14 protein-coding genes are annotated in these 16,815 nt (G+C 36.4%); 12 read left to right on the plus strand and 2 right to left on the minus strand.

From position 1 onward, the window contains the following. Nucleotides 1-77 precede the first annotated feature (77 nt). The 4 genes from hpsE to FJR04_RS02610 all read left to right on the plus strand — a co-directional run bounded on the left by hpsE (nt 78) and on the right by FJR04_RS02610 (nt 3,826). The gene (gene hpsE, locus FJR04_RS02595; protein ID WP_168491521.1) at nt 78-1,055 is read left to right on the plus strand and encodes a hormogonium polysaccharide biosynthesis glycosyltransferase HpsE; all 978 of its coding nucleotides are present in this window, start codon (nt 78-80) and stop codon (nt 1,053-1,055) included. 14 nt (nt 1,056-1,069) lie between these two features. Beyond that, nucleotides 1,070-2,029 (plus strand): glycosyltransferase, encoded by a 960-nt coding sequence (locus FJR04_RS02600; protein ID WP_168491523.1) that lies wholly within the window; start codon nt 1,070-1,072, stop codon nt 2,027-2,029. 27 nt (nt 2,030-2,056) lie between these two features. After that, nucleotides 2,057-2,620 (plus strand): type II secretion system protein, encoded by a 564-nt coding sequence (locus tag FJR04_RS02605; RefSeq protein ID WP_168491525.1) that lies wholly within the window; start codon nt 2,057-2,059, stop codon nt 2,618-2,620. 102 nt (nt 2,621-2,722) lie between these two features. Then, complete coding sequence (locus FJR04_RS02610; RefSeq protein WP_168491527.1) at nt 2,723-3,826, plus strand: tetratricopeptide repeat protein; 1,104 nt, start codon at nt 2,723-2,725, stop codon at nt 3,824-3,826. Between the two features lie 178 nt (nt 3,827-4,004). Here the strand turns inward: FJR04_RS02610 and FJR04_RS02615 are convergent, their stop codons facing one another. After that, complete coding sequence (locus FJR04_RS02615; RefSeq protein ID WP_168491529.1) at nt 4,005-4,349, minus strand: hypothetical protein; 345 nt, start codon at nt 4,347-4,349, stop codon at nt 4,005-4,007. A gap of 342 nt (nt 4,350-4,691) precedes the next feature. On the opposite strand from FJR04_RS02615, the gene FJR04_RS02620 reads away from it, so the two are divergent. After that, entirely contained in the window at nt 4,692-5,294 is a 603-nt protein-coding gene (locus FJR04_RS02620) for a triacylglycerol lipase (protein WP_168491531.1), read from the plus strand. Between the two features lie 8 nt (nt 5,295-5,302). On the opposite strand, the gene FJR04_RS02625 is transcribed toward FJR04_RS02620, so the two are convergent. After that, complete coding sequence (locus FJR04_RS02625) at nt 5,303-6,181, minus strand: 2OG-Fe(II) oxygenase (protein ID WP_168491533.1); 879 nt, start codon at nt 6,179-6,181, stop codon at nt 5,303-5,305. Between the two features lie 502 nt (nt 6,182-6,683). Between FJR04_RS02625 and FJR04_RS02630 the strand changes: the two genes are divergently transcribed. The 7 genes from FJR04_RS02630 to rpmB all read left to right on the plus strand — a co-directional run bounded on the left by FJR04_RS02630 (nt 6,684) and on the right by rpmB (nt 16,667). After that, a complete protein-coding gene (locus FJR04_RS02630; RefSeq protein WP_168491535.1) occupies nt 6,684-7,877 on the plus strand; it encodes a HAMP domain-containing sensor histidine kinase in 1,194 nt (397 codons plus the stop codon). Nucleotides 7,878-8,434: 557 nt separating this feature from the next. Continuing rightward, complete coding sequence (gloA, locus tag FJR04_RS02635; RefSeq protein WP_168491537.1) at nt 8,435-8,827, plus strand: lactoylglutathione lyase; 393 nt, start codon at nt 8,435-8,437, stop codon at nt 8,825-8,827. A 96-nt stretch (nt 8,828-8,923) separates the two neighbouring features. Next, nucleotides 8,924-11,581 (plus strand): ATP-dependent chaperone ClpB, encoded by a 2,658-nt coding sequence (gene clpB / locus FJR04_RS02640; RefSeq protein ID WP_168491539.1) that lies wholly within the window; start codon nt 8,924-8,926, stop codon nt 11,579-11,581. A 131-nt stretch (nt 11,582-11,712) separates the two neighbouring features. Then, complete coding sequence (locus tag FJR04_RS02645) at nt 11,713-13,230, plus strand: DUF2264 domain-containing protein (protein WP_168491542.1); 1,518 nt, start codon at nt 11,713-11,715, stop codon at nt 13,228-13,230. 49 nt (nt 13,231-13,279) lie between these two features. Next, nucleotides 13,280-14,215 (plus strand): glycosyltransferase, encoded by a 936-nt coding sequence (locus tag FJR04_RS02650; RefSeq protein WP_168491543.1) that lies wholly within the window; start codon nt 13,280-13,282, stop codon nt 14,213-14,215. Nucleotides 14,216-14,344: 129 nt separating this feature from the next. Continuing rightward, on the plus strand, nt 14,345-16,312 hold the full coding sequence (gene htpG, locus FJR04_RS02655; RefSeq protein WP_168491545.1) for a molecular chaperone HtpG: 1,968 nt from the start codon (nt 14,345-14,347) through the stop codon (nt 16,310-16,312). A 118-nt stretch (nt 16,313-16,430) separates the two neighbouring features. Then, on the plus strand, nt 16,431-16,667 hold the full coding sequence (rpmB, locus tag FJR04_RS02660; protein WP_168491547.1) for a 50S ribosomal protein L28: 237 nt from the start codon (nt 16,431-16,433) through the stop codon (nt 16,665-16,667). The last annotated feature ends 148 nt before the right edge of the window (nt 16,668-16,815 follow it).

Here is a 16,815-nt window from a genome sequence, read left to right on the forward strand (position 1 = left end):
AATACCCCAAAATTTCCTTCTTCTTCCTTGTTATAACGACAATTTTTAACGCCAACCTAATTAAAATACTTGAAACTATGAATGATAAAAATCACATTTTAGATATTACAGTAGCAATTCCTACCTATAATGGTGAAAAACGTTTACCTCTGGTTTTAGATTTACTTTTGAATCAGACAGGGTTAGAGAACGTCAAATGGGAAATTATTGTTATTGATAATAATAGTTCTGATCAAACATCGGAAGTTGTTGCCAAATACATAAAAACTGCTAATAGCAATAATATAGACTTGCGTTACTTTTTAGAACCTCAACAGGGAGCAGCTTTTGCCCGATTGCGAGCCGTAAATGAAGCTACAGGTAATATTATTGCCTTTTTAGATGATGATAACTTACCTGATGTAGATTGGTTGGCGGCGGCTTATAAATTTGGCATTGATTACCCACAAGCAGGTGCTTGGAGTGGGCAAATTCATGGAGCTTTTGAAGTTAGTCCTCCAGAAAATTTTAAGAGAATTCAGGCTTTTTTGGCAATTAGAGAACATGGTAATAAACCCTATATATTTGATGGGGATAATTTAAGGCTTCCTCCTGCTGCTGCTTTAGTTATCCGTAAACAAGTATGGTGTGAAAATGTTCCCAAAAAACCTATTCTGAGTGGAAAATTACCTGGTATCTTAGTCCAAGGTGACGATTATGAACCACTACTTTACATACATAAAGCAGGTTGGGAAATTTGGTATAACCCTACCATGCACACATATCATCAAATTCCCCAGTGGAGATTAGAAAAAAATTACTTATTAAATATAGCTCGTGGCTGTGGTTTACCTACTTTCCAGCTAGTCTTAATTAATACCAAGAAATGGCAAATACCTAAAGTTTTTGTTTACACTGTTTTAGGTAGTTTACGTCGTTTATTAAGGCATATCATTAAGTACCGAGGGAAAATAAATAGCGATTTAATTATTATGTTTGAAATGGAATTTTACAAGGCAAGTATGCTCAGTCCTTTTTACTCTTGCCAGCTTTACATGAAAAGATTTTATAGATAATCAAGGCTCAGAAAATGATTGAAAATTATCAAGGTAGAGAACCTAAAATTTCTGTAGTTATACCAGCTTATAACTGTGAAAAAACCATTACAAAAACAGTTGAATCTGTTATCAATCAAACTTTCACTGACTGGGAATTAATCATCATTAACGATGGCTCAGAAGACTCAACTTTAAAGATAATTTCACAGATTCATGACTCACGAATCAAAGTATTTTCTTTTGAAAATGCTGGAGGTAATGTTAGTCGGAATCGGGGTTTAAAATATGCAGTTGGAGAATTTGTCAGCTTTTTAGATGCGGATGATATTTGGACGGCTGATAAACTTGCAAGTCAGTTAAAAGCTTTAGAAGAAAATCCCCAAATAGCAGTTGCTTATAGTTGGACTGATTATATTGATGAAAACGATGAATTTTTAGGTTCAGGTGGACGAATTACGGTTAAAGGTGATGTTTATGATAAGTTGTTAGCCACTAATTTTTTAGAAAACGGCTCTAATCCTTTAATTAAGAGAGAATCTTTAATATCCCTAGCTGGCTTTGATGAATCACTGACTGCGGCTCAAGATTGGGATATGTGGTTAAGATTAGCTGCAAAGTTTGAATTTGTTTGTGTCCCATCTGTACAAATACTATATAGAATTAGTAAAAAATCCGTTTCTACTAATCTAGACAGACAAGAAAAATCTTGCTTATTAGTCATTGATAAGGCTTATCAATTCAGACCACCAAAACAGAATTTTAATTTAAATTCAAGTCTAGCAAACTTGTATAAATATCTAACTTGTAAAGCATTACAAAAGCCTCTGTCCCGTCAAAAAGCACTGCCAGGGATTAGATTTTTATATCATTATATGATGTATGAATCTTTAACTATGAACAGGATTATATTCATCGCCAAATTAGCATCAAAAATCTTGATTATCATGATTTACCCTCCTTTGCTAAACCGGAATTATAGAAAACATCCTTAAATCAGAATTCACCAAGTCACAATCAATATGAATAGCAAAGCTAATTTATTGTCTTTAGTTAAGTTAACAAAGAGATGCAATATTTCTAGCGGTGGTTTTACCATGCTCGAAATGTTAGTAGTCGTTTTTATGAGTGGTATATTATCAGCAATAGTCGCACCAAGCTGGTCAGCTTTTATTAATACTCGTCAATTGAATGTTGCTCAAGGCCAAGTTTATCAAGCTATGCGTCAAGCCCAAAGTCAAGCCAGAAAAGAAAAGTTAAGTTGGCACGCTAGTTTTAGAGAACAAAATAATGTTCTCCAATTAGCTGTTCATCCGGCTACAATTAATCCATCTGATGCTAATTGGCATAATTTAGATGCTAGTGTGCAATTGGATGCAGAATCAACACTACAATTGTCTAATGACGTGAGACGAGTTCCCTTTGATTATATGGGTAGTGTGAAACCTCCATTCGGACGAATCACCTTATCTAGTAAGTCTGGTGGAAAAGTCAAGCGTTGTGTTTTTGTTTCCACTATTTTAGGTGCAATGCGAACCGCCAAGGAAAAGGCTAAACCTGACAGCAACGGAAAATATTGTTATTAGAGGGTGTTTGCAAAGGCGACTAGAAGTCGCTACTACACAAACAAAGTCCGCCTGCGCGGACTAATATTCAAGATTTCCCAACCCTATTTAAGTTTTACTTATATGCTTAATCAAATTAGTGCCGCTTTTGAATGTAAAGATTATGAAACAGCAGCTAAATTAATCCAACAAATGCTGGTAGAATCACCGGAAAATCCGTGGGTACAACTGTATTTTGCTAGGTTACAGGAAGTTTCTCATCAAGTACAAGAAGCAGAAAAATTATATCGCCAATTACTACGATTAACAACTCATAGTAAAATCATTTCTCAAGCCCGTCAAGGTTTACAGAGATTAGAGGAAATTAAGCAAGAGGAAAAACAAAGAGCGATCGCTAAAGCTACAGCCGCACCAGATAAAAACGAACTGGGAATATTAGTTTTAGAACCGATTAATAATGAACTAAAAGCGAATGCTGCCCTTAATTTCGCTCAAATCATGCAGATAGACGCTTACACAGCCAGAATGATATTACCTAGCCAGAATTGGCGAGTTTACCGCATAGGTAAAGTGGGAGAATTAGCATTTTATGGAACGCAATTACAGCAATCCGGTATTCCCTGTTTTTGGGTGAAAATTCCCCAGATTCAACAAATTCAAGTATTTCAAGTTAAATATTTATCACTAGACAAATCTCAAATCAAAGTAGTTTGTCAAAATGAAGCAAATCAAGTTGGTTCTATGACCTTTGATTTATCAGAAATTACTGCTAGAGTTGTGGGAATGTTACCAGTTTTTGAACAAGTTGTAGATATTAATGCTAGAGGTAAACTAGAACGCAAAACTAAAACTCAAGATTATGCTCAATTTTGTGATTTACACCTATCAACAAGAAGGAGTATTTTGCGAATTTATGATCAAGGCTATGAATTTCAGCGAGGTTTAGAAATTAGCCCCCAATCTAACCAAAATACAATTAGAATTAATTGGAATAATTTGATGAATTGGGTTGAGCAACAGTTACCTCAAGTTAATCTTTGGTCAGATTTTACGCCTTTTGCACAAACAGTTATTGACCAAACAGAAATCCTCAATCAAATTCCATCTCATATTAATCTTTTTCGGAGAGAAAAAAGTAATTGGGATACAGCTTTTCATCTATATAGTGGAATTATTTTTACTAAAAATGCTTCTTTGCAAACATCTAGTACCGCAGGGCGGAATTAAAAATTATTACACAAGCTTCTTGAAAATTGTTAATGATTGCTTTGTTTTATTTACACCATTGTATACTGGTAAAAAATAATATAGAGACGTTCTATAGCGGTTATCGCCCTTGATGCAATACAATCGAGGGCGCAGACCCTGCGCCCCTACAGGATTTATTTGATGTTTAATCAAAAACTTATCCGGGAGTTTTAACCTGACGGGCCATATCTAAAAAGCTATTCATATTCACCCCAGGACGACGACGAACATTGTTATTAGTAGGAATCAGATACTTGGTTGCAAAATTAGTTTCCTTTGGTACTGATACTTTCACAGGTTCAGCCTTAGTGACTTTTGCTGCTGCTGGTGCAGCTTTGACTTCTGTTGGTGCAGATTTTTCTGCTGGTGCTGCTGCTGGTACTGGCGCTTGAGCAACATTTGCTTCTTCTTTTAGTTCCAGATAGTAGCTATTGTCTTTTTTGCTAAACAATCCAGTAATAAAACCCACAATACCCGCAATGAGATTTTTGATAAAGCCCATAAAAAAATGCTCCTGGTTTGAATAATCTGGAAGAAGACCGAAATTGTTAAAAATCACGGTGTAATATTACATTTGATTGCGCTATTTGTTGTCAGTCATGAGACATAATATTTTCCAATGGAGAAGCCATAATGAATACACAGAAAGTATTTTCAGGCTTTTTATGTCAGCGATCGCAACTGGTAGATAATGCAAATTAATTATTAAATTTTATTATAACTATAAAATTCTGAGAACTTACTTAACAAATCTTAATAATTACTCCACGTCTGTAGAGGCGTATTGCAATACGCACCTAATATTGCTGAGTTAGATTATTAACAATAATGAGAAAATAAAATTATGACAACAACACAGCACAATCCCGTTTTATTAGTGCATGGTATTAACGACACTGGGGCAGTTTTTAATAAAATGGCGTTTTACCTCAGACAACGCGGTTTATCTGTGCATACATTGGATTTATTTCCTAATAATGGTGTAGAAGTTCTAGATAAATTAGGACAGCAGGTAGCTGATTATATAGATAATACTTTTGAGTCTGAACAACCACTTAATTTAGTTGGTTTTAGTATGGGTGGTATTGTCAGCCGTTATTATATTCAACGTTTGGGGGGAATAAAAAGAGTACAGCGATTTATTACTATTTCTTCACCCCATAAAGGAACTATAGTTGCTTATGGTTCATGGCTACCTGGATGTCTACAAATGCGTCCTCATAGTCTTTTTCTAGAAGATTTAAATTCTGATGTTCAGATGTTAAAACAATTAAATTTTACATCTATATGGACACCTTATGATTTGATGATTCTACCAGCAACAAGTTCGCAACTGGGGATTGGTAAAGAAATAGTTTTACCTGTGATTTTACATCCTTTAATGTTAACAAATACTCAGGTGTTAGCAATAGTCTTAGAAAGATTGACAGAACCAATGAAATTATAAATTTTCAATTACCAAAAAATACATTTTTTTTGTGCTTCTGAAAGATTTTTGCTCAGGAGACGTAAATCATTGTATGCAAGAGTAGGTGTACCATACAATACTTGTTTATGCCTTCTAGTAGTGTAATCAAAAAAGATCGTAAATCGGTCGGAAACAATAGGTGGTTTACCTCTATGAAAAATATTAGCTGTATCAGCAATGATAACTGTACCAGCAATGCCGGTGCATGATTTATAAATTGATGATGATATAACTCCTTGCATAATTTTGTCTTGAATGTAGCCAGATGTATATTTTAAACACTGAGCGATTTTTGATGTGAAAGGCTTAGGAATATATTGAAAAGGTCCATGATCTTCACTAACATCATGTAAGTAAATAATGATTTTTAAAATTTTTCGGTCTTCTTGATCTATATGCCATAATCTTGAACCTACTTCTATGCCATTGGCAATATCTCGGCGAAAATATGCACCTTGATAAGCTACTGGTAAACCAATAAAATGTTCGATGATATTAAGTAAACGCTGTTCTAGTCCCCATAAAAAAATTTTTGGATATGCCATTATTTGTTGAGGACTAGCATGAGTAACAATTTGATTGGGTTGAAAAAATATATGTTGTGATATTTGTGGAATCAACTTTTGGGCTGATTCAATCATCTCAGGTGTAGATGTAATTTTCAATTTTTCCAAAGTAGTAATTACAACTCCTTCTTTTTTAAGTCTCTCCACTAAATCAAGGTCTTTTGGTGGAATAGGAGGAAGATTGTGAATATTTTTTTCTATAGCTTTTTGATAAAAACAATCAGCTTGATGTTTTGTATATGGATGTGTATCAATTTTTCTTAAAATTTTTTTCCGAATCTTCAGCAAAATCTTATTCACAAATTATTATCCTTATGTTATTGATATTTGATGCCAGTTGCCCAGATTGAGGTTAATTTTAAGATATTTCAAAATTATGAATAACTATAAATGCAATTGACATTAAGATATCTGTTTTTATATTTATAAAAATCATACTATTGATAGTTGTTATATAGGAATTAACTTTAATTCTGATAAATTGAAGTGGGTATTCTTACTCAGTTCATTATATAGTTATCGCCCTTGATGCAATACAATCGAGGGCGCAGACCCTGCGCCCCTACAGGCTTTATGATTGGCTGACTGTATCTCACAAAGAGTGCATACCGCTATATTTGATTTATGAAATACAGCAGATTGCTAGTGAATAAGGATAAACAAAAACTTATTACACAGTCATGATGTTAGTAATAATGCTATTGATAAAATTATAATTGGGAGATGAAAATAATTTGTGCTATAAAACTTACATTCGTTAAAGTGATTGCATATAAAGATCAAATTAAGTGAATTTAATAAAATGGATTTTAGTCAACTCCTGGCTGATAAAACTGATACCATCATAGATAGATGGGTGACGGCTGTTCTTCAAGATCATCAAATTGAACGTACTGATACTTTATCATACGGTGCGATCAAAAATCACATTCCATACGTCTTGAAAGCAATGGTGACGGTACTTTCAGAATTTCAGAATAATGATTTAAAGTCAATAGTAAGCGCCAGTTGGCATCATGGAGTAATTAGAGCTACACAAGGCTTTAATCCTGTAGAAATTGCTAGGGAATATCATCATTTAAGAACCGTAATATTTGACACTATCCAAGCAGATTTATTGCAAGGAAATCCTACAGATATTATTCGGGCTATGCGATTAATTAATGTTGTAATTGATGAAGCGATCGCTCGGTGTTTCAGTAGTTATGTTGATGAACGATTACGAGAATTAGAACATCTACATAATACTTTGGCATTACATAATCAAGAACTAACTCGTTTAATTAATGCTAATCAAGAAAATCTCTCTCTCCTAGCTCATGATTTAAAACAACCTCTAGCTTCCATTATTGGTTATTCCGATTTATTTTTGCGTCAACATCGCCAAACCAAACTAAAAGATAGTTATACCAACATCGAACATATTGAAAGAGTGTTACGTAATGGTAGACATTTGTTACATTTAATTAATGATTTACTAGAATTATCACAGTATGAAGCCGGAAAAATCAAACTTAAACTGACATCAGTTGATGTCTGTGAAATTATTGATAATGTTTGTAAAATGTTAGATCCTTTAGCATCTGAAAAAGATTTATCCCTTGTAGTAAATTGTGAACAATATCCCCAAAAAATAATCACAGACCCATTTCAATTACAACAAATTATCACAAATCTTGTTAGTAATGCGATTCGCTATACAAAATCAGGAGGTATTCAGATTACTTGTCATGTATTAGATAATCAAAAGTGGAAATTTGTCGTTGCTGATACAGGTATTGGAATTAAATCAGAAGACCAGAAGCATATTTTTGAACCCTATTTTCGTTGCAATAATCAAAATTACCACCTTCCTGATAGCACTGGTTTAGGTTTAGCAATAGTTTCGCGGTTAGTGAAACTGTTACAAGGTGAAATTATGCTATTTTCTCAACCGGGTATTGGTTCTACATTTACTGTAATTTTGCCATTACACCTGAAAATCTCATCAAGTTGATTTCAGTCTAACAGTGGGTAAGTGCTTGATCAAGAAGTTTTTCGTTATGAAATGTGAGAATTTTGTGCATTTTTCTTTAGACAATATTATTGCATTAACTAAATTTCTACCCCACGGGGGTGTTTGAATCATTGGCGTTGCTGATAGCCATATTGAGGTATGAAATTCCTAAATTGAACCTTTAAAACTCTTACCTTTGCGTCTTTGCTACGGCAGTCGCTCATGGGGGAAACCCCCAAGACCGCGCTGCCTCGCCTTTGCGTGAGACTAAAATTCATACCCTTAATCAGCAACGCCGAATCATTAATAGGACTTAAGCAATAACTCTCTGAAACTCTTATTTCTCCGCATCCTCTGCGGTATGGCTAACGCCACGCTTCGCATTAGCGATACGTTTCTTCAAGATTAAGTTAACATCTCCTTTAAATGTTGTGTTGTATACAAATATAATTCTACAAGGAAAACTAAGCATAAACATGACGAGAAGTGGTTTCTGTAGAAATTGCTGATGAGAGATAAAATATAAGAACTAAAGGAAGGGTTTGCCAAGAATTAATATGCGATTACTACACACCATGCTTAGGGTAGGTAATTTAGATCAGTCTTTGAAATTTTACTGCGATGTGCTGGGAATGAAGTTACTCAGACGTAAAGATTATCCAAGTGGAGAATTTACCCTGGCTTTTGTTGGTTATGGAGAAGAAAGTGATCACACCGTACTAGAACTTACCCACAACTGGGGCGTAGAAAAGTATGATTTAGGTAATGCCTATGGTCATATTGCTTTGGGAGTGGATGATATTTACGCTACCTGTGAGACGATTAAACAACTTGGCGGTAAAGTAGTCCGAGAACCGGGTCCTATGAAACATGGTTCTACGGTAATTGCTTTCGTGGAAGATCCAGATGGTTATAAAGTTGAATTAATTCAGTTGAAAGATCAAGGATAATCTAGGGTAGAGGGTAGGAAGACAAAGAACTTCTTTACCCATTACCAATTCCACCCCTAAACAAAAATCTAAAATCTAAAATCTAAAATTTTACAAATGCAGCCTACAGACCCCGATAAATTTACTGATACAGCCTGGGAAGCAATCACAAAATCCCAAGACGTAGTTCGTGCTTATAAACAACAACAATTAGAGGTTGAACATTTAATTATTGCGCTTTTAGAAGAACCTACCAGCCTTGCTACAGCTATTCTCACCCGTGCGGAAGTGGATTCTGGGCGATTTAAACAACAATTAGAGGCTTTTACCCAACGTCAACCAAAAGTAGGTAAAAGTGATCAACTTTACCTGGGACGTAATTTAGATTTACTCTTAGATAAAGCTGATGAAATTAGAGTGAAAATGAGGGAGGAGGAAATCTCGGAAGGGCATATAATCCTAGCTTTCGGTAGTGATGAACGGATTGGTAGAAGATTATTCAAAAGCTTAAATGTAGATATTGTTCAGTTAGAACTTGGGGTGAAATCTGTTCGTACTAGTCCCGCTATCAAAGCATCCCCCAAGGTAGAAGCAGATGTCCCTTATGAAGCTTTAAAAAGATTTGGACAAGATTTGACAGAACAGGCAAAAGCGGGAAAATTAGATCCTGTGATTGGCCGAGATGATGAAATTCGGAGAGTAATTCAGGTATTATCGCGTCGTAGCAAAAATAACCCTGTGTTAATTGGTGAGCCGGGAGTTGGAAAAACTGCGATCGCTGAAGCATTGGCACAAAGAATGGTAAATGGTGACGTTCCTGAATCTTTGAAAAACCGCCAATTGATCTCTTTAGATATCGGTAGCTTGATTGCTGGGGCAAAATACCGAGGTGAGTTTGAAGACCGTTTAAAAAATGTTCTCCATGAAGTTACTGAATCTAATGGGCAAGTAGTTTTATTTATTGATGAACTTCATACCGTCGTTGGGGCTGGTTCTAATCAACAAGGTTCAATGGATGCCGGAAACTTACTTAAACCAATGTTGGCGCGTGGTGAATTGCGCTGCATTGGTGCAACGACCTTAGATGAATATCGTAAATTTATTGAAAAAGACGCAGCTTTAGAAAGAAGATTTCAACAAGTATATGTAGATCAACCAACGGTAGAAAACACAATTTCCATTTTGCGGGGTTTGAAAGAGCGTTATGAAGTGCATCATAACGTCAAGATTTCTGATTCTGCTTTAGTAGCTGCTGCAACCTTATCAGCGCGTTATATTGCAGATCGCTTCCTACCAGATAAAGCCATTGACTTGGTTGATGAAGCCGCAGCGAAATTGAAAATGGAAATCACTTCCAAACCAGCGGAATTAGAAACTATTGACAGACGTTTAATGCAGCTAGAAATGGAAAAGCTGTCATTATCTGGAGAAGAACAGAGTATTTCTCCAACCAGAGAAAGGTTAGAACGCATTCAGGAAGAAATTGCCAGTTTAACCATCAAACAGCAAATATTTAATGAACAATGGCAAGGTGAGAAACAGATATTAGAATCTATTAGCAGCTTAAAGAAAGAAGAAGATGCGTTGCGGGTACAAATTGAACAAGCAGAACGGGACTATGATTTAAATACAGCCGCTCAACTTAAATACGGTAAATTAGAGGGAGTACAGAGAGAGCGAGAAGTAAAAGAAGCGAAACTGTTAGAAATTCAAAGCCAAGGTTCTACTTTGTTGCGCGAACAAGTCACCGAAGCCGATATTGCCGAAATCGTGGCTAAATGGACAGGAATCCCTGTAAATCGGCTTTTGGAATCAGAACGGCAAAAATTACTCAAACTCGAAAGTCATTTACACGAAAGGGTAATTGGTCAAGAAGAAGCCGTTTCCGCCGTCTCTGCGGCGATTCGTCGCGCCCGTGCTGGGATGAAAGACCCCTCTCGACCCATTGGTTCATTTTTGTTTATGGGACCAACTGGCGTGGGTAAAACCGAACTCGCCCGCGCCTTAGCTCAGTTTCTCTTTGATTCGGATGATGCTTTGGTGCGTTTGGATATGTCCGAGTACATGGAAAAACACTCAGTTTCCCGCCTCGTAGGTGCGCCTCCTGGATACATCGGTTATGAAGAAGGTGGACAACTTTCCGAAGCAATTCGCAGACATCCCTATTCTGTTGTGCTGTTGGATGAAGTGGAAAAAGCCCATCCCGATGTATTTAATATTCTGCTGCAAGTATTAGATGATGGTAGAGTTACGGATTCTCAAGGGAGGGCTGTAGATTTCCGTAATACTGTTATAGTCATGACTAGTAACATCGGTAGTGAGCATATTCTGGATGTATCTGGTGATGATTCCAAGTATGATATGATGCGGAATAGAGTGATGGAAGGTTTGCGATCGCACTTCCGCCCCGAATTCCTTAACCGCATTGATGACTTAATTCTTTTTCATGCTCTTAACCGCTCAGAAATGGGGCATATTATCCGTATTCAACTCAAACGAGTGGAAAACCTGCTGAAAGAGCAAAAAATCTCCTTTGAGATATCCCAAGCCGCTTGTGATCATCTGGTAGAAGCTGGTTATGATCCAGTTTATGGCGCACGTCCCTTAAAACGGTCAATTCAGCGAGAGGTAGAAAATCCCTTAGCTACAAAGTTACTGGAAAATACCTTTATTGCTGGTGATACAATCATTATTGATATGGGGGAAACTGGTTTAACTTTTAACAAAAAAGCAGCAGTATCTTTACCTACTAGTGTAAAATTGTTAGAAGTTTAAATTTTATTAAACGCTAGGGCAGAATTAAAAATTAAAGAATCTGATAACACAAGGTTTTTTGTGTAATTTTTAATGATTGCTTAACTGATAATGCTTTGTAGTATGAATACGGCTGAAAAGAGTAGGTAAAAATGAATCTTTTTACAGGAAAAGCTATAAAGTGGATAGTAATTTTTATCATTACCGCTTTGTGTGTAGTAATGATCAGAGTTAAATTAGAAGACCTTTCGCGCAAACAAACAGAAGGATGGACCCAAACAAGCCAACCATTCCCAGGATACGAAGAAATAGATGCAAAAATTAAGACTACTTTTATAAATGAAAACCAATCCCCTTTTTTGCGATACAAAGCGTTATTTGAATATTTTACTCTTGGCTTTATCAAATACCGTTCTCCTCATGGGGCGTTAATTTATTACCCAGGTGCTGCTAGTTCTCATGGAAGAAAGGTAGATGCATTAGAAGGATTTGCCCGTTTTTTCCCTCTAGCTGCTGTATGGATGTCCTCTGGACATGGAAATATTGTAGATATTAATAATGAAAAGATTGATCTAATTCAAATTTTACATCAAGGTATAGTTGCAGGAACTGATCTCCAAAATACCGAATATTGGGGACAAATGAAAAACCGGGATCAACGTATTGTCGAAGCAGCCGATATTGCGCTGGGACTTTGGATTAGTCGTAATCATCTTTGGACTACCTTTTCACCTCAAGAACGCCAACAAATTGTGACTTGGTTAGAACAAGTAATGGATCAAAAATTGCATGATAACAATTGGTATCTTTTTCCGATAATTATTCAAAAATCCCTGGAAAGTCTAGGAGTAAGTAACAACAAATATGACAAATTAATTGAGGATTTATATCAAGATTATAAACAACGCTATTACATAGGAGAGGGCTGGTTTAATGACCCACCTAAGGGCGTAGATTATTATAATGCTTGGGCTATTCATTATAGTCTTTTCTGGTTAGATCAAATAGATCCTCAGTTTGACCCTATTTTTATTAGAAAAACCCACGCAGAGTTCTTAAAGTTTTACCGATATTTCTTTAGTAAAAATGGGTTTCCCTCTATGGGAAGAAGTATCTGTTACCGCATGGCTGCACCAGCACCAATAGTGACTGGAACTATGTTAGCACCAAAGGAGATATCCCCAGGTTTTGCTTTGGGCGCTTTAGATTTAACTTGGCGTTTTTTTGTAGAGAAAAATTCATTGCAGAAAGGTACAGTTACACAAGGTTATTTTACTCCAGACTTAAGTATTATTGATTCATACTCAGGACCTGGTAGTTGTTTATGGTCTCTGCGTTCTCTGATTGTTGCTTTTTATGTAGATAAATTTATTCCTTTGTGGAATTCATCTCCAGAGAAATTACCTATTGAAGTTGCTGATTTTTCTGAAGTTAATAAGTCTATTGGATGGCGCATTAAAGGGGACAAATTAACACAAAATATTGAATTAGAACTGTTGAAAAACCAAGGTAATAAATTTACAAAAATTAAGCAATATGGCATATTTAATCAAATCAAAGAGTTTATTGCTAAACGTCCTTTTCGTCCTCAAAACTATGAAGCACTATATCGCCGTCCTTCATATTCTACTGCTTCACCAGTATCAAATCCTCAAAAAGATAATATTTAAAAAGGTTACAAATTAGCAGATTTACTCAAAAATTTATAACTTAATAATTATGGAACTAATTTCTGTGATCATCCCTGTGTATAATGGCGAAAAAACGATCAAAGGAACTATAGAATCTGTTTTACAACAAACTTATGCTCACTTTGAACTGATTGTTATTAATTCAGATTCTAGTGATGGAACATTCGAGATAGTTTCTAGTATCCAAGATCAAAGAATAAAAATATATAATTATCCAAAAGCAAATGCGGCAGTTAATAGAAATCGTGGTTTAATTTATGCTAAAGGTGAATTTGTTAGCTTTATAGATGCTGATGATATTTGGACAGCAGATAAACTGGAAGCACAATATACAGTGCTTAGAGAAAATCCTCAATCTGGTTTAGCCTACAGTTGGACTGATGTCATTGATGAACTAGATAAATTTGTGCGTCCATGTAGTTATGCTACTTGGCAAGGAGATGTTTATACAAAACTATTATTAAAGGATTTTATTGCGAGTGGATCTAATGTCATGATTCGCAAAAATATTTTAGCTAAAGTAGGTGGCTTTAATGAATCTCTCACTAATGCTCAAGATAGTGATATGTGGCAACGTTTAGCTGCAATAACTGATTTTGTATGTGTGCCAAAAGTGCAAATTTTATATCGCATTATCCCTAATTCTATGTCATCTAATGTTTTGGGCATGGAAGCAGCAAAATTACAAATTATAGAAAGTGGTTTTTCTAGCCAAAAAGCAAAATCCCTAGAGCATCTCAAAAAATACGCTTTATCTAATCTTTATCAATACCTAACTTTCAAGTCTTTAGAAGCACCTCCAGACAAAATCGAACGCTGGACATCTATACGATTTCTGTGGAATTGGGTGCGGTATAATCCAGCCGTGCTAAAACAACGCCAAACTATGTTGATAGCAGTGTTTAAAATAGCTTTTCCTCGACTATACTACTCTTTTAAAAAGTTTTGGAAAGCCAATAACTAAATCTAACCAGAATGTGATGTAGGGAAATCCGCATCAGTATTAGGGTGTAAACAAACCCAGACAAGAGAAGCGATCGCTCTCGCAATCCGATTAAAATTCAGAGTGAGCGAATTTTATTAAACCAAGACTATGTTAGAACAAGGCAATATCAGTATTCATACTGAGAATATTTTCCCGATTATCAAGAAATCACTTTACTCAGATCATCAAATCTTCTTGCGGGAACTGGTATCCAACGGGGTAGACGCTATCCAGAAGCTAAACATGGTATCCCGTGCTGGGGAATACAATGGTGAAATTGGCGAACCAGAAATTACAATTAGCATTGATAAAGAGAACAAAACCCTCTCCATTGCTGATAATGGCATTGGGATGACAGCAGAGGAAGTAAAAAAATATATTAACCAAGTTGCTTTCTCCAGTGCTGAAGAATTTATTCACAAGTATGAAGGGAAGGCAGATCAACCGATTATCGGTCATTTTGGTTTGGGTTTCTACTCCTCCTTCATGGTGGCTAAAAAAGTAGAAATTGATACTCTATCTTACCAAGAAGGCGCACAAGCAGTTCACTGGACTTGTGATGGTTCACCCAAATTTACCTTAGATGAATCTTCCCGTACCACTCGCGGAACGACTATTATCCTCACCTTAGAAGGGGAAGAAGAGGAATTTTTAGAACCAGCACGAATTAAGAATCTGATCAAGACTTACTGCGATTTCATGTCAGTTCCCATCAAAATGGATGGGGAAGCTTTAAATAAACAAAAAGCAGCATGGCGTGATTCTCCCAGTAATCTCACTCAAGAAGATTATTTAGAGTTTTACCGCTATTTATATCCTTTCCAAGAAGAACCCCTACTGTGGGTGCATTTGAATACAGATTATCCCTTTGTAATTAACGGGATTTTGTATTTCCCGAAAATGCGTCCAGATGTAGATGTTACCAAAGGACAAATTAAGTTATTCTGCAATCAGGTATTTGTCAGTGATAACTGTGAAGAGATTATCCCCCAATTTTTGATGCCTATGCGGGGTGTAATTGATAGCACAGATATACCTTTGAACGTTTCTCGGAGTGCATTACAAGGCGATCGCACTATTAAGAGAATTGGCGATTATATAGCCAAAAAAGTCGGCGATCGCCTCAAAGAATTATACCGCGACAACCGCGAACAATACGTAACAGCTTGGAAAGACTTGGGAACATTCGTTAAATTTGGCGTTCTCAACGATGATAAATTTAAAAAACAAGTTGAAGACATCATTATCTTCCGCAGCACAGCCAAATTAGAAGCCCCTGTAGCCGATACCGCAGCCGTTGAAGTCCAATCTTCAGAAGGTGATGCGTGGCAAGATGTTACCCCAGCCAATGGCACTAGCATCCCCTACACCACCCTCAAAGAATACCTAGAACGTAACAAAGAACGTCACGAAAATAAGGTATTTTACAGTACAGATGCAATCAGTCAAGCTACGTACATTGAACTGCACAAAAATCAAGGTTTAGAAGTCCTATATATGGACTCCTTCATTGATACCCACTTCATTAACTTCCTAGAACAAGAATATCGGGATGTTAAATTTACACGGGTGGACTCTGACCTCGATAATACTCTCCTCGATGACAAAACCAGCGAAATTGTTGACCCCACCACCAACAAAACCAAAGGTGAAGTCATTAAAGAACTATTTGAGAAAGCCCTCAACAAGCCAAAACTCAATATCCGCACCGAATCCCTCAAATCAGATGATCCTCAAGGTACACCACCAGCAATGGTGCTATTACCAGAAATTCTCCGTCGTCTGCGAGACATGAACGCCATGATGCAGCAGCAAAACGCTGAATTTCCTGAAGATCATATTTTATTGATCAATACTGCTCATCCATTAATTCAAAACCTCGTCAGCCTCAGTCAAGGTAGTATTATTCAAGGTGATGGTGAGTCACCTTCTCATCAATTAGTTAACATGATGTGTCAGCACGTCTATGATTTGGCGCTGATGTCTCAAAAAGGTTTTGATGCAGATGGGATGAAATCCTTTGTAGAACGTTCTAATGACGTACTCACCAAGCTAACAGAACAAGCCAGCAAATAAACAACTAGATTCCTGACTTCTGCCAGAGGTCGGGAATCTGAACATAAGCTGTCAATCAGGCTTTCAGCAGATATAATGGAAAGGTTGTCTTTAAATAACACTCTAGGAGATATTTATTATGTCCCGTCGTTGTCAACTAACTGGTAAAAAAGCCAATAACGCTTGTTCCGTATCCCACTCCAACCGTCACACTAAGCGCCTACAACACGTTAATCTGCAAAACAAGCGGGTTTGGTGGGCTGCTGGCAACCGTTGGGTAAAATTGAAACTTTCCACCAAAGCCATCAAAACCTTAGAATTCAAAGGTTTAGACGCAATGGCAAAAGAAGCAGGAATCAACCTCAACCATTACTAAATAGTAGGGAACAGGGAATAGGGAATAGGGAATAGGAAATAGGGGAAGAAAAGTCCTTTGATATTGATTATTCTTCTTTCTAGTTTACAAGAGCATCCGGTAAGAGTAAAGCTCAGTGTCTTTAGACCTGAGATATAAGCGACTCGTG

This window comes from Anabaena sp. UHCC 0204 (assembly GCF_009711975.1).
Classification (GTDB): domain Bacteria; phylum Cyanobacteriota; class Cyanobacteriia; order Cyanobacteriales; family Nostocaceae; genus Dolichospermum.